Origin of the sequence: Vibrio harveyi, from assembly GCF_030060435.1 — a bacterium.
In the GTDB taxonomy this organism is placed as follows: Bacteria; Pseudomonadota; Gammaproteobacteria; order Enterobacterales; family Vibrionaceae; genus Vibrio; species Vibrio harveyi.
The window spans coordinates 2,072,471-2,096,961 of the sequence record NZ_CP125876.1; the positions used below are offsets into that span (position 1 = coordinate 2,072,471).

8 protein-coding genes are annotated in these 24,491 nt (G+C 46.3%); 2 read left to right on the top strand and 6 right to left on the bottom strand.

The features are described from left to right. Positions 1 to 43 precede the first annotated feature (43 nt). Complete coding sequence (locus tag QMY49_RS25685; protein WP_283315326.1) at positions 44 to 20,821, bottom strand: retention module-containing protein; 20,778 nt, start codon at positions 20,819 to 20,821, stop codon at positions 44 to 46. A 281-nt stretch (positions 20,822 to 21,102) separates the two neighbouring features. Further along, a complete protein-coding gene (locus QMY49_RS25690) occupies positions 21,103 to 21,366 on the bottom strand; it encodes a hypothetical protein (protein ID WP_005453751.1) in 264 nt (87 codons plus the stop codon). Positions 21,367 to 21,688: 322 nt separating this feature from the next. On the opposite strand from QMY49_RS25690, the gene QMY49_RS25695 reads away from it, so the two are divergent. Then, on the top strand, positions 21,689 to 21,937 hold the full coding sequence (locus QMY49_RS25695; RefSeq protein ID WP_009696088.1) for a YgjV family protein: 249 nt from the start codon (positions 21,689 to 21,691) through the stop codon (positions 21,935 to 21,937). Positions 21,938 to 22,059: 122 nt separating this feature from the next. On the opposite strand, the gene QMY49_RS25700 is transcribed toward QMY49_RS25695, so the two are convergent. Genes QMY49_RS25700 through QMY49_RS25710 form a run of 3 tightly spaced genes read right to left on the bottom strand, consistent with a single transcriptional unit; the run spans position 22,060 to position 23,261 of the window. Continuing rightward, positions 22,060 to 22,302, bottom strand: a complete 243-nt coding sequence (locus tag QMY49_RS25700) for a hypothetical protein (protein ID WP_005453747.1) — start codon at positions 22,300 to 22,302, stop codon at positions 22,060 to 22,062. A 41-nt stretch (positions 22,303 to 22,343) separates the two neighbouring features. Beyond that, positions 22,344 to 22,559 carry a DUF3820 family protein gene (locus tag QMY49_RS25705; RefSeq protein ID WP_283315332.1) on the bottom strand — a complete coding sequence of 72 codons (216 nt, stop codon included), beginning with the start codon at positions 22,557 to 22,559 and terminating at the stop codon, positions 22,344 to 22,346. 3 nt (positions 22,560 to 22,562) lie between these two features. Further along, positions 22,563 to 23,261 (bottom strand): DUF3313 domain-containing protein, encoded by a 699-nt coding sequence (locus tag QMY49_RS25710; RefSeq protein WP_009696086.1) that lies wholly within the window; start codon positions 23,259 to 23,261, stop codon positions 22,563 to 22,565. A 161-nt stretch (positions 23,262 to 23,422) separates the two neighbouring features. On the opposite strand from QMY49_RS25710, the gene QMY49_RS25715 reads away from it, so the two are divergent. Continuing rightward, the gene (locus tag QMY49_RS25715; RefSeq protein WP_050903367.1) at positions 23,423 to 23,731 is read left to right on the top strand and encodes a cysteine-rich CWC family protein; all 309 of its coding nucleotides are present in this window, start codon (positions 23,423 to 23,425) and stop codon (positions 23,729 to 23,731) included. A gap of 60 nt (positions 23,732 to 23,791) precedes the next feature. Here QMY49_RS25715 and QMY49_RS25720 read toward each other — a convergent pair whose 3' ends face one another. Further along, positions 23,792 to 24,136: a HopJ type III effector protein gene (locus QMY49_RS25720; RefSeq protein ID WP_009704711.1), complete on the bottom strand. Its 345-nt coding sequence runs from the start codon at positions 24,134 to 24,136 to the stop codon at positions 23,792 to 23,794. Positions 24,137 to 24,491: the final 355 nt, after the last annotated feature.

The following is a 24,491-nucleotide window of genomic DNA, read 5'->3' on the forward strand; positions in this document are numbered from 1 at the left end:
GCGATAACTCTATGAGCTATCGCGCTTTTGCTTTTACACTCGTTTAACCATTGGCAAGAACGTTATTATTCAACAATGACTCAACAATTTCATTAGAGGTTAACCCATTGAAATCAATTGAATCACCTAGATGTTCAACCACGATAGTTTGATGAACATTGGCATCGGTCGTGATGTTCAATGACACAGCCTCTGTTGACGCATCGTAGTCTGCAGAGATATGACTCAACAAATCATCCATATCGATCATTGGGCTACTTAGGTCAGAAATTACTTCGCGTAGGTCGATACTGTCTTCGTTAAGGGTGAAGTCCGTAATGGTATCAATCGCCCCCTCATCTACAGAATCGATTGTCCATTTAAAGATATCACTACCATCACCACCAGTGAGGATATCGGAACCCAAACCGCCGATAAGGACGTCATCACCATCACCACCAACGATCAGGTCGTCACCGTCACCACCAGTTAGGCTAATGCCCGTATCGCCACCAGCGAGGTAACTGTCATCCGATGCGCTCGATTGATCAATGTCGTCTCCATCGCTACTAACATCTAAACTAATTTGAACGGGTGATGATTGCGCTTCATCGCCATTAGATTCGGTTGATAGCGCCGTTACGGAGATATCGTAACTACCCACATCGATACCGCTGTTTGTATCCGTTGCGACAATTTGCAGTGTATCAATCTCATCACTTGGAACCGTCCATGTTGTGCCATCAAACGTAATGTTTGACGGTGCAATACCACTGGTCACGTTCGCACTCGCGGGTACGCCGGTTAATTCAAGAGATAGCACTTCATCAATATCCGTCAGTGCCGCCATGATACCGACAATGGCTAAACCTTGAGCACTCGCCGTTTGGCTCGCCGCAATTTGACGAATGTAGTTAAACTGAGGGTCAATACCTAATGTCGGAGCGTCAGCTACCGGTGTCACGTTGATAGCAAAGTCCTGGTTTGCCTCCAGCGCTGTGCCCGCTGTATTCTCAAAGTAGACGCCATTATCTTCGACTTTGACAGACAACGAGATAGAAGCCGCGTTAACGTCTCCTGCATCCACAAATACACCTTCAGCAGCATCCGTTGCCCCAAGAACGGCATTAATATTGTCAGGCGTCCCCATAAGAATAACTTCACCCGCCATCCCATTTCCAACAGTGACACCACTGCCCGCAGGTGGCTCAACACGAACATCGCCTTCGGTCAAGCTGAGTGTTACGGTCATAATTTCGTTCGCTTGTGCACCTGTAAAATCGATATCACTGACACTGATACCTGTGATTTTCTGCCCATCTGCTTCATTAATGGTATCCGTAACCGATGTTGCCATAATTTGTGGTGCATCATTGGTAGCTTCAACATTAATCACTGCTGTACCAGCGACCGTCATTGGGTCTGGTGAACCATTGGTTGTGCCATCATCGGTGATTTCGTAGGTAAAACTCACATCTCCGAAGAAGTTTGAAGCAGGTTCAAACGTCCATTCCGTTGCGCTCACTTGAGTTAAAACACCGTCAGTAGGATTAGCAAGAGCAAGGTTACTAATGGTCAGGTTGTCCGATTCAGGATCCGTGGCATTACTTAACAATTCTGTCGCCGTAATTGTCACGGCACCGCCATCTTCTTCCGCGCTGCTCAGCGTCACTTCAGAAGTCACTGGTGCATCATTGACTTCCGTCACCTCAAAGGTTGCAGTTCCTGACGCAGTCTGTGGGTCAGAGGTGCCATTGGTTGTACCATCATCGGTAATGTCGTAAGTCAGATTTACTGTGCCGTTGTAACCTGGCGCTGGTGTAAAAGACCATGTACCCGCAATGCTATCAAAGGTGAGTGAGCCACTACTTGGATCAACCAATTGCACGTTACTTACAGTCAAGGTGTCGTTTTCAATGTCAGATGCGTTAACGAGCAGATCGGCTTGGGTAATTTCGACCGCCACACTGTCTTCAGCTATGTCAGAGAGCGCAACTTGTGATGTGGTTGGTGCATCATTCACTTCCGTTACATTAAATGAAGCGGTGCCATTTACCGACTTAGGATCCAATGCGCCATCTGTCGTACCATCATCTGTTATCGTGTAGGTGAGCTCGACTGGACCGTTATAATCCGACGCTGGCGTGAACTCCCACTCTCCCGTCACATTGTTAAAATTCACGCTACCAGCGTTTGGATCCGTCACCTGCACATTACTTACTGTGAGGTTGTCGTTTTCAATATCCGTCGCGTTCGCAATTAGGTCTGCTTCAGAAATAGAGAATACGCCACTGTCTTCTTCGATATCCGGTAAGGTAACTGGTGTTGTCTCTGGTGTATCATTGACCTCAGTCACTTCGATATTAAAGCTAGTGCTGTTGGTATTGAGTGTGTCATCGACGCCACTGATCACTAGACCTTCGTTACCTTGGTCATCGACAGTAACGCCAACGGTAACGTCACCAAAGAAGTTCAAATCAGGGTTGAACTCTATCAAACCATTGGCAATCGCATTGTTGAGATCAGCCACTGTCCCTTTCAATTCAAGAGTATCAGAGCCATCACCTTGCACGGTTAAGTTGTAAGTAGTGACAAGCGCAGGGTCCAGAACCAACGTACCGCTATCGACCGTCACATCCAATACGTACTCGGCACTCGGATCATCCAGAACGGCATCAACATCCGAAACACTAAAGCCATCAAGGAGTAATGGTGTGTCTTCCGGCGTTTCAACATCTACGGTATTAACGAATTCAGGACGGTCGTTAATCGCCTCAACCTCAACATTCACATCAAATTGCTGTGGAGTGCCTAAGCTTTGGCTTCCATCTAGACTGGTATCCACGGCTTGAACTTTAAACTCAAGCGTACTATTCCAAGAGTTATCGTTGCGATCACCCGAATTGAAGACCACTTTATCCAAATCTTGTGCATCGATTTCTAGGACGAATACACCACTGCCTTGATTCACAAACTGAGTACCATCTGCCAGTGCAATGGTTGCGCCATCTGGCACGTTTGAAATTTCGACGCGAAGTGTTTCTGGGTCATTTTCTTGATACGTTGCACCATCACCAATCGACTCTTTATTGTCGACCACTAGAGCATTTATGTTGATATCGATGTCTTCGCCTTCGTTACCTGACACAAGCGTATCTGGGTTAACGTCGACATCATCACCAATTGGGTCAATCACAACTTTGAAATTACCAGTATGTTCAGTAGGAACTTTAAGTAATTCTTCCTGCGTAAAGACTGTAATTCCGATCTCCGCTTCACCACTGAAGTTTTTCGGCGGTTGAATTTGAATAGCGCTGAGATCAACTGACGTTTGCGTCAAGTCTTTCAACTGAATACTCCACTCTCCGCCGCCATTGTTCTTCACGGTGTAATCAGGAGAATTTGAAGTGACGATAAAGTCAGTCGGTAAACCCGTCAGTTTCAGCGATACAAACTGTTCCGAACCATCATTGTCATTCAGGCTCACTGACACACCAGAGCCTGATTGCGCTAAGGAAATCAACGTATCTTCATCGCCCGTCACCACTATAGGCTGAGTTGGATCGGCACCGCTAATAGTGATGTCATCCACAACAGGAGTGATTTCAAATGACACACTGTCGGTGAAGTTGCGTACGTCCGTATCATCACCCGGGTTTGCCAATGTAGTCTGGTCAATAACTGCAGTATCGGTGATCTCGCCTTCAATATTGATTTGAACCGTATTTTGACCACCACCGACAGGGTAGTTTTCTTTCGGTTTAAACAACACCTCATCAAGTGCACCTGCCGCAATCTCAGCAGCATTAAACTCAATGCTTGTACCAAGTGGATTGCCATTTGCATCAACAAACTCACCCAGTGTTGTATCGGCAACCGTAAGCTTCACGTTAGTGAGCGTTTCTTGTCCTGCTTGAAGATTGTTACGGTCGTCAGCAAAATCAACGTTCAAATTCAACTGAATCAAGCCATCTTCGTAGCCAACACCATCGTTCGTTGGAACATCGCTATTGAGGTCATTAACTGGTTGTTTGTTAGCATCAAGACCAAGTGTGCCAGTGATGTCGACCGTCACATCCGGAGTGACGTCGCTATCAAGAGGTTGATCAACAGAGGACCCTGGTACGTCTGCAACGGGTAGGATCTGAACAGGAAGTGACTCAAGCGTTGAGTTTTCGTCACCGGACTGCGTGTCAGTCGTTACAAATAGTACTGGTAGGGTAAAGTCTCCCGCCCAGTCTTCTGCCACACGTAGAGTGAGACCGTCCAAACCAGTGATATTTCCACTTGCATCAACCGTCGCTTGGAACACATATTTGCCATTAACAAAGTCGACATCGGTACCACCAATAACAAGACCTGGCGGTACACTTGGAGATGTTGGGTCTATCACTAACGTCAGCACGTCTTCTACTGTGTCGCCATTTAGGGTGCTGACTTTCGATGCCAACTGAACACCTAAATCAATGACATTGTCTTCACTACCATCAATTTGGACCGTGTTATCAAGCTCTATATCAGCCGCTACACTAGTTTGAGGCGTGATATCAGTTGGGAACTCCAGTGTGATATCGGTTTGTCGCGTGACGGTTGCGTCGACTTCTGACGCATCCTCACCTAAATCGTTAACTTGAGCATAGATGGTAAGGCCAATCGAAGAGATTCCACCGTTTGCTCCGTCATCCGTGTTGTCGTTTGGCGTCAAATCTAAACCAGCAGGCGCAATGATTGAGAAGTTCTCTTCATCGGTAATAGTCCAACGACCACCGCCTTCGTTAGAAGCACCAATAATAACTAATTGATTCAAGATCTCTGGAGAAGTATTACTAAACTGCACCACAAGTTGGGTGACCACTTCATCTGAAGAGTTATCGAACTCCTGATACTTGATAATATTTGCATCAGCAGAACCACCAGCCGCAGTATTAATAGTGAAATCAATTCGTCCCTGAGTATCGGACTGTACCGTATCAGTAACAGCACCGCCTGTACCTTCAACAAGAAGACGTGTTTGACCTGAAACTGGACCAGTTAAATCTTCTGGCTCAACCACTGGGTTAACTTGAACCTTGACCGTACCATTGATGACCGTTGATGCTATGCCCTCGCCCGGATTACCCGAATCTACGTACTCAGCATCAATTTCCTTCACCGTTACTTGCGTGCTCAAATCAAAGTCTAAACTAGAGTCTTGCTCCAATTGCACCTGAATGTATCCGTCTTGGGTTATTCGCGCCGAGAAATCTTGCTCTGACTCATTGGTTCCCGGCGTCAACGTGATGCTGCCACCCGTTACCGTTTGAGCAACACCACCAACATATACGGTGCTGCCATTCGGGAAGCCACTGATGGTTAGTTCGGCAAAGAATTCGTCCGCATCCGGACTTTGTGTTGCAGTTGGCTCCCAATCGATATTGATGCGAGTATCTTCATTACCTTCAGAGCTCACCACATAGTTGTCTTGAGCATCAATAACTGGTGCCACTTTAACGCGGATCTCACCCGCCACAGAGCGAGTATGACCATCGTTTTCTGTCACGATAGTGGTCGCCGTGATCGTGATATTTTCCGTAGATGAGGTTTCAGGTCGAATCACAATTCCTGAATTCACATTTGCGTTCGTAATGTTCGCTTCGTAAATCGGTTCACCAGCACCGTCGTATCCAACAAACGTCAAATCGATGGATGAGCCATCACTATCAAACAGTTCAACACCGTCTGGAATGTTCGACAGAAGAACCGTAATGGTTTCTGAGCTGTCTGCAGGGTTATCCTTCAGTTCTCCGGAAACCACGCTAAATGCAAGATCGACTTGACCATTTTCGTCAATGGTTGCTTCGATACCACGAACGTTACCATCATCAAAAACATTCCAAACCCCAGTTTTATCGTTCAGTTCAATGTCCGGGATATCGGCAACACCTTTGACTGAAACGATCACTGACTGGGTACCTAATGAGCGGATGTCCTGCGCGGCGCCAGAAGAAAGTGATGCGTTGTCTTTCACGATACCTTCGACATCGAAAGTGAAGTCTTCGTTGCTGTGAATTGGAGGAAGCACCTCAACATCCGCTAGATTCGATTCTGGAATTTCGTAATACAGAACATTGCCACCAGAGTCAGTAACAACGTTGATTTGGCTTGGGTTACCGCTATCAAGCCACACTAAGGTGACACCATCAATTGAGAAGTTATCGATGCGCACAAACAGCTCTTCCGAGCCATCTATATCTGCAGAAGGCGTCATCTTAATCACTTCACTGAGTTGAAGTGGATCATGATCTGTCACTGGGTCTACGGTGTCTTGCGTTCTCGCATTGTCCTCAAAAATATTAATGCGGTTAACAGTAAAACTACCGGCATCAGCAACCGGATTCACGTCAATCACAATTTCTTCTGTCACAGAGCGAGCGGTATCTTTACCAGCAAGCGGGTTATTCCCTTCCGTCGTAATCGCTGTCACATCGATTTTAATCTGACCGGAGAAGTTATCTGCAGGATCAACCTGGACTTCACCAATTCGGTTTGCGTCAACAAGATATTTACCACCCACTTCTGGGATAGCGGAACCATCTGAGTACACAAGTGTTGCGCTAGCACCACCTTCAGTAAATACAAGCTCATAGGCTATTGCTTCCGGATTACTGTTATCTTGCGTTTCAGCTTCAATGTTTAATGAGACGTTGTTAGCATCCTCATCAACCATATACGCAAAGTCACTGGTCCCTTTCCACGTAGCAATATCCGCAACAGCATCCACCTCAATATCTAAACGACCATCAACAAAGTGATCTCTTACGCCGTTGTTGAGGATTTCAATACGAATACGAGGGTCAACACCTGCTGCATCTGTTGAAGCATGGCGGTCAGGAACGAAATATAGATTATCGAGTGACACAAGTTCGCCGTTGAACGACTGCTCGACATTCGCACCATCCAAAATAACATTGTTACCGCTAGTCGTTAGCGCCACATAGCTACCAGTAGCACTATCTAGGTAGAAGAAAGTACCTTCGTAACTGTTCGCGTCACGAATAATGATATCGCCTAAACTCTCATTACGATCGATATCATGCAGATCAATAACGAGGTCCACTTTTGCAGGAGTGATATCTAACGTTGACAGGTTGTCTTGTGTATTCGCTGAATCAACACCAGCGACAACGCCACCGCGCCCTTGGTCCTCAAACGCGGTTACTGTCGACGTTTTAATTTCAGCATTTCTATCTCTTACCGAAATATCTACATCTGCACCACTTGTATCACCATCACCATCGGTAGCAACAACGTTGACAGTGAAATCAATAGAATCTGTTTCGGTATGATCTAAGTCGTCGTTAGGGCGGAATGTCACACGACCATTAGTGCGAACAATCAAAACACCGATTTCGGCATCGACACCATCTAATACTTTATGGACTGAGACGGTTTGATTACTACCATTGAGGTCAACTGAGCTGGAGTCAACACCATTCTGCTTGAAGTAAATTCCGGAATTGTCCGCTGAGAAAGAGGTAATTTGCGCACCATCGGCGCCAAGATCATCGTCGCCTTCTACTGGGTCTCTAAACAAGCGAACCGTGCGTCCACTTTGACCTTCAACACGTGAAATCGATGCGTCATATAACGTTGGGACGTCATCGTTTATGGTTACAGGTAAATTAATGCCTGCAGTATCTCCATCCACGTCTGTAGCAAAGACAGGCAGGTCGAGGATTAAAGTGTCTTCACCCTGCACAGAATGGTCAAGGACACCTTCAAGCGTAAACTTGTAAGAGCCGTCTGCATTGAGTACCAAGGTGAACACGGAGCTGCCATTTGGCGTTTGTCCTTGATAGGTGTAGTTATTATTGCTTACCCCAGTTTGTACCAGAGTCACCGCTAACCCACCCGAAGTGACACCAGGAATAGGATTCGAAGTCAGATCAAGCTGATAAGAAACAACCGTATCTGCCCCTTCAACCGTATCAAAATTGCCAGTTGCTTCTAAGCTATCTTTACCCGTTGCTTGAGAGCCATTGGCTAAGTCGTCTTCATCTACGGCAAGCGCATCCGCCGATTTAATTTCTGGAATGTCATCCACTATGGTGATCGGTAGATTAAGTGAAGCAGACGTATCACCGTCATAATCGGTGACCGTGATTGGAATATCGATCGTTAGCGTGTTCTCACCTTGAACCACCGCATGATCGAGCGGACCCAATAACTCAAATTGATAACTGTCGTTATTCGCATCGAGTGTCAGCGCGAAGATTTGCGTTGAAGTTCCCGCAATGACGGCTTCATAACCTGTCACACCACCGGCAGAAGGCAATGGCTTCAACTCAAGATCTAAACCGTTCGAAGTTAGTCCAGATACCACCGCATCTAGATCTGAGATTTGATAACTAACAATCTCATCCGCACCGTCGACAACGTCAAAACCACCATTAAGTACGCGAGAATCACCACTAGTGGTATCCGAGCCTCCTGGCAAGTCATCTTCATCCACTGTTTGTTCGCTTGTGTCCGCGACTTTGATAATCGCCGGGACATCATCCACAACGGTGATCGGTAAGGTAATGTTGTTTGAGACATCACCATCAAAATCGGTCGCATTGACAGGGAAGTTAATCACTAGCGAGTTTTGGTCGCTGCCTGATGGATGGTCCAAAGCCCCCAATAACTCGAATTCATAACTGTCTGCAGAGCCATTAAGCGTCAGTTTAAATACTGTGTCGGTTGTCCCTTGGACGTAAGCACGATACTCAACGACACCGTTAGCGTTAGAGAATTCAACCAACTCAAGGGATTGACCTCCTGATTTTAGTCCTGAAACAGGCGATGTTAAGCTATCTAATTGGAAACTCACGATAGAGTCAGCGCCGTCAGTAACATCGAAGTTACCGCCAATAACATTGGATTCAGGCGTGGTATCTGAGCCTTCACTTGGGATGTCATCTTCATCCACTGACAAGATGCTACCAGGACGAATGGCATCAATCGTTGGCTTATCATCCACAATGGTAACAGGCAACGTTGCTGTAATTGTATCGTTATCGCCATCTGTAATTTGAACAGGAAGATTCAATAGTATTTGGTCTGAGTTAACCGCATGATCAAGTTGACCAGACAGTTCGAAGTCGTATTTACCATCTTGGTGGAGTGTTAAGGTAAAGACCGTTGCTCCACTCGCAGTTTGACCAATGTAGACAAGTGCATCTGCCGTTGACGCGCTTGCATCCGGTGAAATGGTGACATCCTCCCCACCCGATTTCAGGTTTGGAACTGGATTCGTGCTCAGATCCAAAACAAACGAATCAATACCATCGGCACTGGTTACTTCAAACTCACCGGATACGGTCAGAGGCTCTTTCGACGAATCTGAACCCAAAGGAAGGTCATCTTCGTCAACTTGCAAGCTATCAATTTGCGTAACGACTGGAACATCATCCACTACCGTAATCGGCAACGTAAACACTGGTGACGTATCGCCATCGTTGTCTGTCGCTGTAACAGGAAGGTCAATAACAATGGTGTTTTGCTGATTACCATCTGGATGATCAAGTGGTTTTTGTAGGTCAAACTCATAAGAGTTATCTGTCGCATCTAACGTCAGCTCAAATACCACCTCTGCTGGGTTACCAGCAATGCCTTGGTAAACATTGACCCCATTGAGACTTGAACTCAACACAAGAGAGATAGGCTGACCATCAGACATTAATGACGCAACCGGCGTGGTCAAATCGCTAAGCTGGATAGAGGCGACTTGGTCTGCGCCTTCATTGATATCCAGCGTGCCTGTGATGACAGTATCTTCGGCACTTGCCGCGTCAGTGCCTGCCGGCAAGTCATCTTCATCCACGATCTGCTCACTGCTAGCCACTACGCCATCAATGATTGGAACATCATCGACAACCGTAATCGGTAGCAATTGCGTATTAGAAACATCACCATCAAAGTCGGTCGCTTGGATAGGTAAATTGATGACGAGCTGGTTTTCTCCGTCCGCATCAGGATGGTCTAGCGCACCAAGCAAATCAAACTGATAGCTGTCATCCGATGCATCAAGCGTAACGCGGAAAATTGGTGTCGTAGTCCCATCAATACGCGCTTCATAAACAGAAACACCGCCTGAATTAGAGACTTCAACCATCACTAGGTCTTGCCCTCCAGACTGCAAACCTTGAACTGGAGAATTTAGATCGGACACTTCATACTCAACGATACTGTCAGAACCATCATTCGCGATGAAGTTACCCGTAATGCTATTCGATTGAGCACCATCAGATCCTATCGTTGGAATGTCATCCTCATCCACTGTTTGCGTGCTGGTATCAACAATACCGCCAAGTGTCGGTTTATCGTCCACAATCGTGACAGGAAGCGTTTCAGATGATGTATCACCATCAAAGTCGGTCGCAATGATCGGGAAGTCAATCTGCAAACTATCACTGTTGGTCGCATGGTCAAGTGGACCTTGCAAGGTGAACGTATAGCTACCGTCAGGCTTAACAACTAATTCAAATACAGCACTACCATTAGCCGTGGCTGTATAGGTATAACTGCCATCAAGATTAGCGGTCTCAGCAAGTGTTACGTCATTACCTTGAGATTTCAGCCCTGCAACCGGATCTGCCGTCGTATCTAATTGATACTTCACTACGCCGTCAGAACCTTCTGTGGTCGTGAACATGCCTGACATAAAGGCGTCGTCGTTTTGGTCAGAACCAATGGTTGTGATGTCATCTTCATCGACAGTGAGTGCATCAACATCAGTAACGGTTGGCTTGTCGTCCACAATCGTAACAGGAATGGTTGCCGTTGAAGTATCGCCGTCAAAATCCGTAGCGACGATTGGGAAATTGAGGATCAATTCATCACTATTCGGCGCATGGTCAATCGGACCTTGCAACGTGAAGTTATAGCTGCCATCAGTATTAACCGTTAGCGTAAATACTGCATTCACCCCAGCTGTCGCCACATAAGTGAAGCTGCCATCAGGGTTAGCGGTTTCATTGAGAGTAACGTCAACACCTTGCGATTTCAGTCCAGCGACAGGGGTTGCAGAACCATCTAATTGATAGCTCACCACACCATCTGAGCCTTGAGTCGTCGTAAAGTTGCCATCAATGGAAACCGGATTACTTTGGTCGGAACCGATACTCGCTAGGTCATCTTCGTCCACACTGATTGCATCTACATCAGTTATGGTTGGTTTGTCATCCAAAATCGTAACAGGGATCGTTGCTGTCGAAGTATCGCCATCAAAATCTGTCGCAATGATTGGGAAATTGAGGATCAACTCATCACTGTTTGGCGCATGGTCAATCGGTCCCTGCAACGTAAAGTTATAGCTGCCGTCAGCATTAACGGTAAGCGTAAATACCGCGTTAGCGCCTGCTGTCGCTTCATACGTAAAGCTACCATCTGGGTTTGCAGTTTCCGCTAGTGTCACGTCGACACCTTGCGATTTCAGTCCAGCGACAGGGTTTGCAGAACCATCTAATTGATAGCTCACCACACCATCTGAGCCTTGCGTCGTCGTAAAGTTACCATTGATTGAAATTGGGTCTGAACCATCCGAACCAACACTCGCCAAATCGTCTTCATCGACAGAAATCGCATCTACGTCAGTGATGGTTGGCTTATCATCGACGATGGTGACTGGGATACTTACCGTTGACGTATCACCATCAAAATCGGTCACAATGATTGGGAAATTGAGGAGCAACTCATCACTGTTTGGTGCATGGTCGATTGGACCTTGCAGCGTAAAGTTATAGCTGCCGTCGGTATTAACGGTAAGCGTGAATACCGCGTTAGCACCAGCTGTCGCTTCATAGGTAAAGCTGCCATCTGGGTTTGCAGTTTCCGCTAGTGTCACGTCGACACCTTGCGATTTTAAACCATCAACTGGTGTTGCAGAGCCATCAAGCTGATAGCTCACCACACCGTCTGAGCCTTGCGTCGTCGTGAAGTTGCCACCAATTGAAATTGGGTCTGAACCATCCGAGCCAATGCTCGCCAAATCGTCTTCATCCACCGAAATCGCATCTACGTCAGTGATGATTGGCTTATCATCGACGATGGTGACTGGGATACTTACCGTTGACGTATCACCATCAAAATCGGTCGTAATGATTGGGAAATTGAGGAGCAACTCATCACTGTTTGGCGCATGGTCGATTGGACCTTGCAGCGTAAAGTTATAGCTGCCATCAGTATTAACGGTAAGCGTGAATACCGCGTTAGCGCCTGCTGTCGCCTCATAGGTAAAGCTACCATCTGGGTTTGCAGTTTCCGCTAGTGTCACGTCGACACCTTGCGATTTCAGACCATCAACCGGTGTTGCAGAGCTGTCTAGTTGGTAACTCACTACTCGGTCTGAGCCTTGCGTCGTCGTAAAGTTGCCATCAATAGAAACCGGATTACTTTGGTCTGAGCCAATACTCGCTAAATCGTCCTCGTCCACACTGATCGCATCAACATCAGTGATGGTTGGCTTATCATCGACGATGGTGACTGGAATACTTACCGTTGACGTATCACCATCAAAATCGGTCGCAATGATTGGGAAGTTAAGGATCAGCTCATCGCTGTTTGGCGCATGGTCGATTGGACCTTGCAGCGTAAAATTGTAGCTACCATCTGGGTTTACCGTCAGCGTAAAGACCGCACTGGTCCCTGCTGTCGCTTCATACGTAAAGCTGCCATCTGGGTTTGCGGTTTCCGCTAGTGTCACGTCGACACCTTGCGATCTCAAACCATCAACTGGCGTTGCAGAGCCATCAAGCTGATAGCTCACCACTCGGTCTGAACCTTGCGTCGTCGTAAAGTTACCACCAATGGAAACCGGATTGCTTTGGTCTGAACCGATAGTCGCTAAATCGTCCTCGTCCACGCTGATTGCGTCAACGTCAGTAATGGCTGGCTTATCATCCACAATCGTGACTGGAATGGTTGCCGTTGTGCTATCACCGTCAAAATCAGTAGCGATGATTGGGAAATTGAGGATCAATTCATCACTGTTTGGCGCGTGGTCAATTGGGCCTTGTAGCGTGAAGTTATAGCTGCCATCGGTGTTGACCGTTAACGTAAAGACCGCATTGCTCCCAGCGGTCGCTTCATACGTGAAGCTACCATCAGGGTTTGCAGTCTCGTTCAGAACGACGTCGACACCTTGTGATTTCAAACCATCAACTGGTGTTGCAGAGCTGTCTAGTTGGTAACTCACCACGCGATCTGAACCTTGCGTCGTCGTGAAGTTACCATCAATGGAAACCGGATTACTTTGGTCTGAACCGATAGTCGCTAAATCGTCCTCATCCACGCTGATTGCGTCTACATCAGCAATCGTTGGCTTGTCGTCAACAATCGTAACCGGAATCGTTGCCGTTGTGCTATCACCATCAAAATCGGTCGCGATAATTGGGAAATTGAGGATCAACTCATCACTGTTTGCAGCATGGTCAATCGGACCTTGTAACGTGAAATTGTAGCTGCCATCTGGGTTCACCGTCAGAGTGAATACGGGATTTGCCCCTGCTGTCGCTTCATAAGTGAAGCTACCGTCTGGGTTAGCCGTTTCGTTTAGGCTGACGTCGACTCCTTGCGACTTCAAACCATCGACTGGCGTTGCAGCGCCATCAAGCTGATAGCTCACCACTCGGTCAGAGCCCTGCGTCGTCGTAAAGTTACCATTGATTGAAATTGGATCTGAACCATCCGAACCAACGCTCGCCAAATCGTCTTCATCGACAGAAATCGCATCGACATCAGTAATGACCGGCTTGTCGTCCACAATCGTGACAGGAATCGTTGCCGTTGTTATATCGCCGTCAAAATCGGTCGCAATAATCGGGAAATTAAGGATCAACTCATCGCTGTTTGGAGCGTGATCGATTGGGCCTTGCAGCGTGAAATTGTAGCTGCCATCGGTGTTGACCTTCAGCGTAAAGACTGCATTTGCGCCTGCTGTCGCTTCATAAGTGAAGCTACCATCTGGGTTTGCCGTTTCATTCAGAACGACGTCGACACCTTGCGATTTCAAACCACCAACTGGTGTTGCAGAGCTATCTAGTTGGTAGCTCACCACTCGGTCAGAGCCTTGTGTCGTCGTAAAGTTACCATCAATGGAAACCGGATTGCTTTGGTCTGAGCCAATAGCCGCTAAATCGTCCTCGTCCACGCTGATTGCGTCAACATCGGTAATGGTTGGCTTATCATCAACGATGGTAACTGGGATGCTGACTGTTGACGTATCCCCATCAAAATCTGTTGCTGTAATTGGGAAGTTAAGAACCAACTCATCACTGTTTGATGCATGGTCGATCGGACCTTGCAGCGTAAAGTTGTAGCTGCCATCTGCGTTGATCGTTAACGTAAAGACCGCATTAGCGCCTGCTGTCGCTTCATAAGTGAAGCTACCATCTGGGTTTGCCGTTTCATTCAGAACGACGTCGACACCTTGCGATTTCAAACCATCAACTGGTGTTGCAGAGCTATCTAACTGGTAACTCACTACTCGGTCTGAACCTTGCGTCGTCGTAAAGTTACCATTAATGGAAACCGGATTGCTTTGGTCCGAGCCAATACTCGCTAAATCATCTTCATCGACAGAAATCGCATCAACATCAGTAATGGTTGGCTTATCATCAACAATCGTGACTGGGATGCTGACTGTTGACGTATCCCCATCAAAATCTGTTGCTGTAATTGGGAAATTAAGGATCAACTCATCACTGTTGGGTGCATGGTCGATCGGACCTTGCAGCGTAAAGTTGTAGCTGCCATCGGTATTGACCGTTAACGTAAACACCGAGTTAGCACCCGCTGTTGCCTCATAAGTAAAGCTACCATCTGGGTTTGCAGTTTCATTCAGAACGACGTCGATACCTTGTGATTTCAAACCATCAACTGGTGTTGCAGAGCTTTCTAGTTGGTAGCCCACTACTCGGTCTGAGCCCTGTGTGGTAGTGAAGTTTCCGTCAATTGAAACCGGGTCAGAGCCATCTGAACCGATCGGCGCTAAATCATCTTCATCAACAGAAATCGCATCGACATCAGTAATGACCGGCTTGTCGTCCACAATCGTAACTGGGATAGTCGCGATTGTTGTATCACCGTCAAAGTCTGTCGCTATGATTGGAAAGTTGAGGATCAACTCGTCACTGTTTGGAGCGTGATCAATTGGACCTTGCAGGGTGAAGTTGTAGCTACCGTCAGTGTTTACCGTCAGCGTAAAGACCGCGTTAGTGCCTGCTGTCGCTTCATAAGTGAAACTACCGTCTGGATTTGCGGTTTCCGCCAATGTGACATCGACACCTTGCGATTTCAGACCATCGACAGGAGTTGCAGAACCGTCTAACTGGTAGCTCACCACCCGGTCAGAGCCTTGCGTCGTCGTGAAGTTGCCATCAATTGAAACTGGGTCTGTGCCATCTGAACCAATCGTCGCTAAATCATCTTCATCAACAGAAATCGCATCTAAGTCAGTAATGGTTGGCTTGTCGTCTACAATCGTGACAGGAATCGTTGCCGTTGTACTATCACCGTCAAAGTCTGTCGCAATGATTGGGAAGTTGAGGATCAATTCATCGCTGTTTGGCGCATGATCGATTGGTCCCTGCAAGGTAAAGTTATAGCTACCATCGGTATTAACGGTAAGCGTGAATACCGCATTTGCACCCGCTGTCGCTTCATAAGTGAAACTATCATCTGGATTTGCGGTTTCCGCCAATGTTACATCGACACCTTGCGATTTCAGACCATCGACAGGTGTTGCAGAACCGTCAAGCTGGTAGCTCACCACGCGGTCAGAACCTTGTGTCGTCGTGAAGTTACCATCAATTGAAACTGGCTCGGAGCCATCTGAACCAATACTGGCTAAATCATCTTCGTCAACAGAGATCGCATCGGCATCAGTAATGGTTGGCTCGTCATCTACGATGCTAACTGGAATCGTGGCTGTCGAGGTATCGCCGTCAAAATCGGTCGCAATAATTGGAAAATTGAGAGTCAACTCATCACTGTTTGCAGCATGGTCAATCGGACCTTGCAATGTGAAGTTATAGCTGCCATCGGTATTAACGGTAAGCGTGAATACTGCATTTGCACCCGCAGTTGCCTCATAAGTAAAGCTACCATCTGGGTTTGCAGTTTCCGCCAATGTTACATCGATACCTTGCGATTTCAGACCATCAACTGGCGTGGCAGAACCATCAAGCTGGTAGCTCACCACTCGGTCAGAACCTTGTGTCGTCGTGAAGTTACCATCAATTGAAACTGGTTCGGAGCCATCTGAACCAATACTTACTAAGTCATCTTCGTCAACAGAAAGCGCATCAACGTCAGTAATTGTCGGCTTATCATCCACAATCGTGACAGGGATGCTTAAGGTAGAAGTATCCCCATCAAAATCGGTCGCAATGATTGGGAAGTTAAGGAGTAATTCATCACCGTTTGGCGCGTGATCAATTGAACCTTGCAGGGTGAAGTTATAGCTGCCATCGGTGTTCACCGTCAGCGTAAAGACCGCATTCGCACCTGCTGTAGCCTCATAAGTGAAGCTACCATCTGGATTCGCGGTTTCCTCTAACGTGACGTCGACACCTTGCGATTTCAGACCATCAACTGGCGTTGCAGAACCATCAAGCTGGTAGCTCACCACGCGGTCGGAACCTTGTGTCGTCGTGAAGTTACCATCAATTGAAACTGGTTCGGAGCCACCTGAGCCGATACTTGCTAGGTCATCTTCGTCAACAGAGATCGCCTCAACATCAGTAATGGTTGGCTTATCGTCCACAATCGTGACTGGGATGCTTACCGTTGACGTATCACCATCAAAATCGGTCGCCGTAATTGGGAAATTGAGAACCAACTCATCGCTGTTTGCAGCATGATCAATCGGACCTTGCAGGGTGAAGTTATAACTGCCATCGGTTTTAACGGTAAGCGTGAATACTGCATTTGCACCCGCTGTCGCCTCGTATGTGAAGCTGCCATCTGGGTTCGCAGTTTCCACCAATGTCACGTCGACACCTTGCGATTTCAGACCGTCAACTGGCGTTGCAGAACCATCAAGCTGGTAGCTAACCACTCGGTCGGAACCTTGTGTCGTCGTGAAGTTACCATCAATTGAAACTGGTCCGGAGCCATCTGAGCCGATACTTGCTAGGTCATCTTCATCGACAGAAATCGCATCTACGTCTGTGATTATTGGTTTATCATCGATGATAGTCACTGGAATGCTTACGGTTGACGTATCACCATCAAAATCGGTCGCCGTAATTGGGAAATTGAGAACCAACTCATCGCTATTTGGCGCGTGGTCAATTGGACCTTGTAGCGTAAAATTGTAGCTGCCATCAGGGTTCACCGTCAGAGTGAATACGGGATTTGCCCCAGTTGTCGCTTCATAAGTGAAGCTACCGTCTGGATTAGCCGTTTCGTTTAGACTGACGTCGACTCCTTGCGACTTCAAACCATCGACTGGCGTTGCAGCACTATCTAATTGATAACTTACTACTCGGTCGGAACCTTGTATTGTCGTGAAGTCACCATCAATTGAAACTGGATTGCTTTGGTCTGAACCGGCACTCGCTAAATCATCTTCATCGACAGAGATAGCATCTACATCAGTAATCGTCGGCTTGTCATCCACAATCGTGACTGGAATGGTTGCCGTTGTACTATCACCGTCAAAGTCTGTCGCAACGATTGGGAAGTTGAGGATCAGCTCATCACTGTTCGGAGCATGATCAATTGGACCTTGCAGCGTGAAGTTGTAGCTACCATCGGTATTAACGGTAAGCGTGAATACCGCGTTAGCACCTGCTGTCGCTTTATACGTAAAGCTACCATCTGGGTTTACTATTTCATTCAGAGTGACGTCAACACCTTGCGACTTCAAACCATCAACTGGTGTTGCAGCGCTATCTAATTGATAACTTACTACTCGGTCAGAACCTTGTGTCGTCGTGAAATTGCCATCAATGGAAATTGGATTGCTTTGGTCTGAGCCGATACTCGCTAGGTCATCTTCATCGACAGAAACCGCAACGACGTCGGCAATGGTCGGCTGATCATCTACGATGGTAACCGGAATTGTTGCTGTAGAGGTATCGCCATCGAAGTCTGTCGCAATGATTGGGAAATTGAGGATCAGCTCATCACTGTTCGGAGCATGGTCGATTGGACCTTGCAGCGTGAAGTTGTAGCTACCATCGGTGTTTACCGTCAGCGTAAAGACCGCATTTGCACCCGCTGTCGCTTCATAAGTGAAACTACCACCTGGGTTTGCTGTTTCCGCTAGTGTCACGTCGACACCTTGTGACTTCAAACCATCAACTGGCGTTGCAGAGCCATCAAGCTGATAGCTCACCACTCGGTCTGAGCCTTGCGTCGTCGTGAAGTTGCCATCGATAGAAACCGGATTACTTTGGTCTGAGCCAATACTTGCTAAATCATCTTCATCGACAGAGATGGCATCGGCATCAGTAATCGTTGGCTTGTCGTCTACAATCGTGACAGGAATCGTTGCCGTCGAGGTATCGCCATCAAAATCTGTCGCTATAACTGGGAAATTGAGGAGCAATTCATCACTGTTTAGCGCGTGGTCAATTGGACCTTGTAGCGTGAAGTTATAACTGCCATCGGTGTTGACCGTTAACGTAAAGACCGCATTGGTCCCAGCGGTCGCTTCATACGTGAAGCTGCCATCAGGGTTGGCAGTCTCGTTCAGAACGACGTCGACACCTTGTGATTTCAAACCATCAACTGGCGTCGCAGATCCATCAAGCTGGTAGCTCACCACTCGGTCGGAGCCTTGTGTCGTCGTGAAGTTACCACCAACTGAAATTGGTTCGGAGCCATCTGAACCAATTGACGCTAAATCATCTTCATCAACTGACAAGGCAACTACATCATCAATCGTAGGTGTGTCATCTTGGACTTGAATGACAATCTGAGCAGCTTCAGGTGTATTCGAGCCAGCGGTAATAGATGAGCGGTCTCCGTCGGCGTCCACTGCATAGACTGGCAAAGAAAACGTTAGAGAATCATTATTACTACCAGTGTGATCCAACTGTTCATATAGATTAAACTGGTATTCACCAAGATCCGGAGAGTCAACCGTCACATCAAAGACCGTGATGCGATTGCCACCCAGTTCGATATACCCTTCATAAGTACGAACGCCATTGCTCTCGGAGGTTTGTTCCAGTTGAACAACTTGCCCTTGAGATTGCAGCTCTCCAGAGTTATTAAATTCGCTCGGTTCTAATTCATAATGGTCGACAATGTCACTGCCAACAGAAGTCGTAATAGATCCAGCACCACTGGTAATCACAGCCCCTTCTTGAGAGCCTTGATCTACGCCCGCTTCGTCTAAAGATAGCCCTGCCACGTTTTCGATAACTGGATTGTTGCCATCAGAAATGGTCAGGCTGAAAGTATTAGCAGTGATGTCCTGGTCAAAATCAACAATAGTGGTAGGCAGGGAAAGCACAATGGTATCGTCGGCATTACTCTGCTCTAGCGGTTTGAACTGCTCGAATTGATACGTACCATCTGTGTTGAGACTTATCGATAAAACCGTTTCGTTAGAACCGGCGATAGATAAAATAATGGTGCTGCCGTCATCGGATAGTGTTGCTTCTGTTGCTTGGTTGTCACTAAGCAAACCATTAAACTGGCTCAAGCCTTCTTGGTTAAAAGAGACAGAAGATAGCTGATCACTGCCAATATCGACAAAGCTCCCTGTAATAGGTGTTGAAGAAGACTCAACATTTTCAAACGCGATGTCTTGCGAACTTGGGTTATCACCATCAATCACAGTGGTTGTAAAATCCACTGGAGCTAGAATACTGTTACCACCTACATCTGCACCCGTAATATCAAATGCAATGCTAATTTGGTCGCCAGCGATAGAGACTTGTCCATCCGCTATCGAAGGTAAATGATCAATACCTTGGCTAATTGTCGTGGTGACTTCAAGTTCTGCATCTAAACCTAACGACGTTGCATCAATTTCAATACGAAGAACTTCGTTACTACCTTGAGTACCGATGATCGCATTTTGGTTTTCATCATAGACAAATGAAACGGCAACACCACCGGAGGTGATATCCGCGTTTAACTCTGCCAGTAAAGATGCAAGAGATGCGGCCTCAGGTACAAAGGAGTCTGTATCAAGTGCGAGATCAGCGGCGCCAACCACCACAGTTGAAGAAATAGTTTGAGGGTAAGTAGAGAGAGAAATAGAGCCTTCTGTTACTTGAGAAGACAGCGTTTGACCGCCATCAGCAAAGATGGTGACATTAATGCCATCCAAATCTTCATCAGTTTCAGTGTCGGTTGTTGGAGCGGAGGTTTCAAAAAAGGTCGAAGCAAGAATTTCAGGGTTATTGTATTCAATGGTGACAAAACCCGCATTTGCCGATCCCGCACCGCCACCACCACCTGGACCAGCAGCAGTAGCTTCAAGAATAGCCGTTGGGTCGGCGCCTTCTAAAATAGCTTGTTGAATCGCAGCGACATCTTCTTCACCGAATTCAGCATCACCAGTTGCGGTTGGGTCAACGTTAACCTTGCCATCAACAGGCGCTACGACAAGCGCATCACTAGAGTCTTGTTCAGGACTTGAGGTTGGTATGCAAGCAACACAATTCTCATCAACGAGATAAAGTGCCCCCTCAGCAATAACCTCCAGAGCAGCACCATTTTCCGTGATGACCACCTCATCAGGAAATAAAATATCCCCAACTTTTACTTCTCTAACATTCCCTTCTGGGGTTAAAGCGTAAACACTACCTTTGACAGCATCAACAACTACTTCCTGCGGCACAGTTTGTGTACTCATCTGACCCCCGCTCATTGCCTAACGTCTTTACGAAAGACCTTTATAAATTATTTTAGTTTATCGAAATGTGATGCGCATTAGCTCACAATGCTGATTTAACTAACAATCAACTCAATAAACAATCAAATTTTGAACATTCAATACGCTTTAGACATGTTATCTGTGTTTCATCACAACAATGGCATTTGTCACCATGGCAATACATTACATAACCATATGAAAACATAAGCCTATTAATTAAAGCTTAGACCTTAATTGTAAAAAGTAGAAACCAGCAGATTTTAAGCGGTAAACATCATCCCGCCAGTACCGATAAGAAGCGGTAAAAAGGCAAATAAGATGTCATAAGAAGAGGAGCGTTTTGCAAGTCGAATAAGGAATGGAGAAGAGAAAAACATCACCATAAGGTATTGGACAACATAGTCAGAAGGGATAAGAAGTAGCATCAACACATGTGTTAAAACGTGAAGAATCACGCCCCATGTATGAGGTTTAGTACGCATCATTAGAGCAAACGAAAACAAGAAACTGATGGCTACTGGCATAATATCGACTTAGTTGTAAATAATTCTCATTTGCAATAGTATGCGATAATTCTTATTTCTTCAACTTTGTTTTATCTATTGGTGACATCGTTATTATCAATCAACATAATAAGTAAAATTATCAATGATTTTTTTCCTAAACGTTTGCGTAATCGCTAACCTTCTCTTAACCTTGATTTGAGGCTTTCATCACGGTTTTTCCATTGCTATAGTTCACCCATCAAAACGAACAAGACCATTCGAGGCATGGAGCTTCCTCGTTAATCTCAAGATGAGAAGAAGTGGTACCGACAGAATTCGGCAGATTTAAGAGGGTCAAATAATGGAAATGAATATGGTTGAGATTCTAGGCTACGCGGCTTCAATCATGGTTGCAATCTCACTAACTATGAAAGATATCGTTAAGCTTCGTATCCTTAACTTTATCGGCTGTGCGCTTTTCACAGCTTACGGTTTGATGATTGATTCATGGCCAGTAGTACTAACAAACGGCTTTATTGCATGTGTTAACGTGTACTTCCTTGCGAAAATGCAACAGGAAAAAAAAAGCCTAGCGCCTGAAAAAGCCTAGTTAAAACGAATTAAGAAAGCCCGTAAGCGTGATGCTACGGGCTTTTTTGTGCGTTCTAGATCGCGAAAAAGTATCAAAGAAGCCAATAAGCCAGACATAAAAAGCCCTGCTCCATTCGCTTATTACTTGGGCTGGAGCCCCGTCTTCTGCGCAAACTCTTGCATTGCCTCAGCAAACGTTGTGGTTCCGCCTTTAGCTTGGACCTGAATCACCTTATACCCCATCTTTTCCAACGCTTGGCGTTCTGCCAAAACCGCTTTGTCATCTTGCTGACTGCCCTTTGCAGGTTGATGAAGGTAGCACCCTTCTAGTTGACCATCTTCGACCAGTTGGTGGTGTTTCAGTGCATTAATATCAAAATTCATGGTAATTCTTTAAATCAAAAATAGGGCGTTTCTGTGGTAGGTTACATGCGCTTTAAAGGCTTAACAACACTGTCCAAGCCTTCAATTTTAAGTGCGAGGCAGAGCTTTAGCAGTTCGCCTAACTCCCCTTCCGGAAAACCTTTTTTATCAAGCCAGAGTAGGTATTCTTCTGGAAGATCAATAAGAACACGCCCAGCGTATTTGCCAAACGGCATTTGCATTCGAGCGAGTTTAATAAGGTTTTCTTTTTCTAACATATACTACGGAGTCTGTTGGGATAAATCTTGGCTAAGAGTAACACCCAAGCGATCGACCCACCAGTTAATTGCGTCTTTAGCATCGTCTAAAGAGTCAATCATGGTTGAGAAGTCTTTGTTTCCTGCTTGACGATCAATCGCCGCGAACAAAGGCGCATCACTCTCAGAATCGCTCACCAGTAACTCCACCGTCGCTGAGCCTACATTGGTGTGCTCACCTGTCGTTATTTTTGAGATGGTAGAAATCCCCAAACCAACCGGCAGAATGCTTGAGGTGATAGCAAGAACGGGATTCGGCGTTTCCACATTACTTACCGCAATGCTCAAGCGAAGTGTTTTTTCACCGGGTTGGTCGACAATCTTTTTGACGGGTGAGATGCGCGCTTTTAGCTGATCGACCATGTATGTCGTCAATTCATTGATTTCTTCATCATCCAGCTCAGATTCTTGAACCACAACCATCACTCGATCAATCACAACGCTGTCGTATTCATCCATTTTCTCTTTCAAACGAGTAGCATCGCGCAAGCCTGCTCTCGCCCAAACGAGATCGACCCCACCCTCTGGACCAGGACGAAAATCTTTATAACTGGTGAATTTCGTCGCACTGACGACGGGGCCACCAGCACATCCACTCAAGATGAAACCCAGAGATACAACTACCGTCGCCTTAAACAAGCGCTCAACCAATGACTTAAACATACCAACTCCTTAAACTTTGAATATACAGTTTATCATTCCATATAAATTTAACCAGTATTTATTCACTCAATGGATATTTTGTTGAATCAAGTATTGAACTTCCCGTTGCACAATTTCATGTTAAAGTACGCCGCTTACTGGAAAGCATAACGAGAAAAATAATGAAGTCACCTTGCCGCGCAGCCTGTAAAAACAACGGCGGAATCTGTTCTGGCTGTCACCGAACCATGGAAGAAATCGTGCAGTGGAAAGATAAGTCTGATACTCAACGAGACGCGATCATCGAGCAATTGGTTGGAAATAACTCAACCCACTCTTGCCCTGAGTGTGGCACGAACGCGCACTGCGATATTGCTGCGGGGAAAGAGACGTGCTGGTGCTTTGATATTGAGACCAGAGATTTACCAAAGCCAGAAGCGGGACAGCTTTGTTTGTGTCGTAAATGTTTGGAGAAAAAGCCAGTCGCCTAGCCTATCGAATATAGGACATAACGGACTGGCTATCATTGAAATGAAGGTTAGTTCTGCGAACTATTTCTGCGCTAACGCTTGGGATTCAAACTTCACACCATCCCAACCTGTCACCATAAAGTTACGAATGTTTTGATGGTCGTTGTTCTCTGGATGTGCCAATACGTCTTCACGGTAGAAGCGACCAAAACACGCCAACGTTGCTTCTTTGCTTAGGTTATTCAATTGACCAAACGCGAAGATCTTGCACGAGCCGTTATTCTCACCTGCATTATTGTGCGTTTCACCATTCACAAAAGCCGCTGGCGTAAAAGCGTAGTTTGCCTCAATCGCTGCCATTGTCGTTTCAAATTCTACTGTCTCAGGTGATGCCGCTAGCGCATCCAAAAATTCTTTAAGTTCCATTATTTCTAGTTCCTGGTGTCTTTTCATCTTAAGTGTTCGACATACGTTCAGATTAAAACTGACACATTTGTTTCATCAAAAGCCAATATAAGAGTCATAAATCATAAATATATTCAGAGCCTTATTTAGGGGCTGTTGACCTTTCGAGCTGATTTTTGCAGCGAATTGTTGGACATTTATACAAGGCAGAGACTTTGCTATGTAGCTAGCCTACATGAGAAGTCGATAACGCGGTAGAAATGACCAACAAACGCTGCCCGGAGGGTTCGGGCTAGGCGCCCCCGCAAAATCGTTTCATGCTTTGTTAAGGAGTATTTGCTTAGAACGACTAGGCGACACACTCCTTGCCTCGCCT

Bases quoted from the DNA above. Each gene is read 5' to 3' on its own strand.
- QMY49_RS25690 (WP_005453751.1), bottom strand. From the start codon at position 21,366: ATGCCAGTAGCCATCAGTTTCTTGTTTTCGTTTGCTCTAATGATGCGT.
- QMY49_RS25705 (WP_283315332.1), bottom strand. From the start codon at position 22,559: ATGTTAGAAAAAGAAAACCTTATTAAACTCGCTCGAATGCAAATGCCG.
- QMY49_RS25715 (WP_050903367.1), top strand. From the start codon at position 23,423: ATGAAGTCACCTTGCCGCGCAGCCTGTAAAAACAACGGCGGAATCTGT.
- QMY49_RS25710 (WP_009696086.1), bottom strand. From the start codon at position 23,261: ATGTTTAAGTCATTGGTTGAGCGCTTGTTTAAGGCGACGGTAGTTGTA.
- QMY49_RS25695 (WP_009696088.1), top strand. From the start codon at position 21,689: ATGGAAATGAATATGGTTGAGATTCTAGGCTACGCGGCTTCAATCATG.
- QMY49_RS25720 (WP_009704711.1), bottom strand. From the start codon at position 24,136: ATGGAACTTAAAGAATTTTTGGATGCGCTAGCGGCATCACCTGAGACA.
- QMY49_RS25700 (WP_005453747.1), bottom strand. From the start codon at position 22,302: ATGAATTTTGATATTAATGCACTGAAACACCACCAACTGGTCGAAGAT.
- QMY49_RS25685 (WP_283315326.1), bottom strand. From the start codon at position 20,821: ATGAGTACACAAACTGTGCCGCAGGAAGTAGTTGTTGATGCTGTCAAA.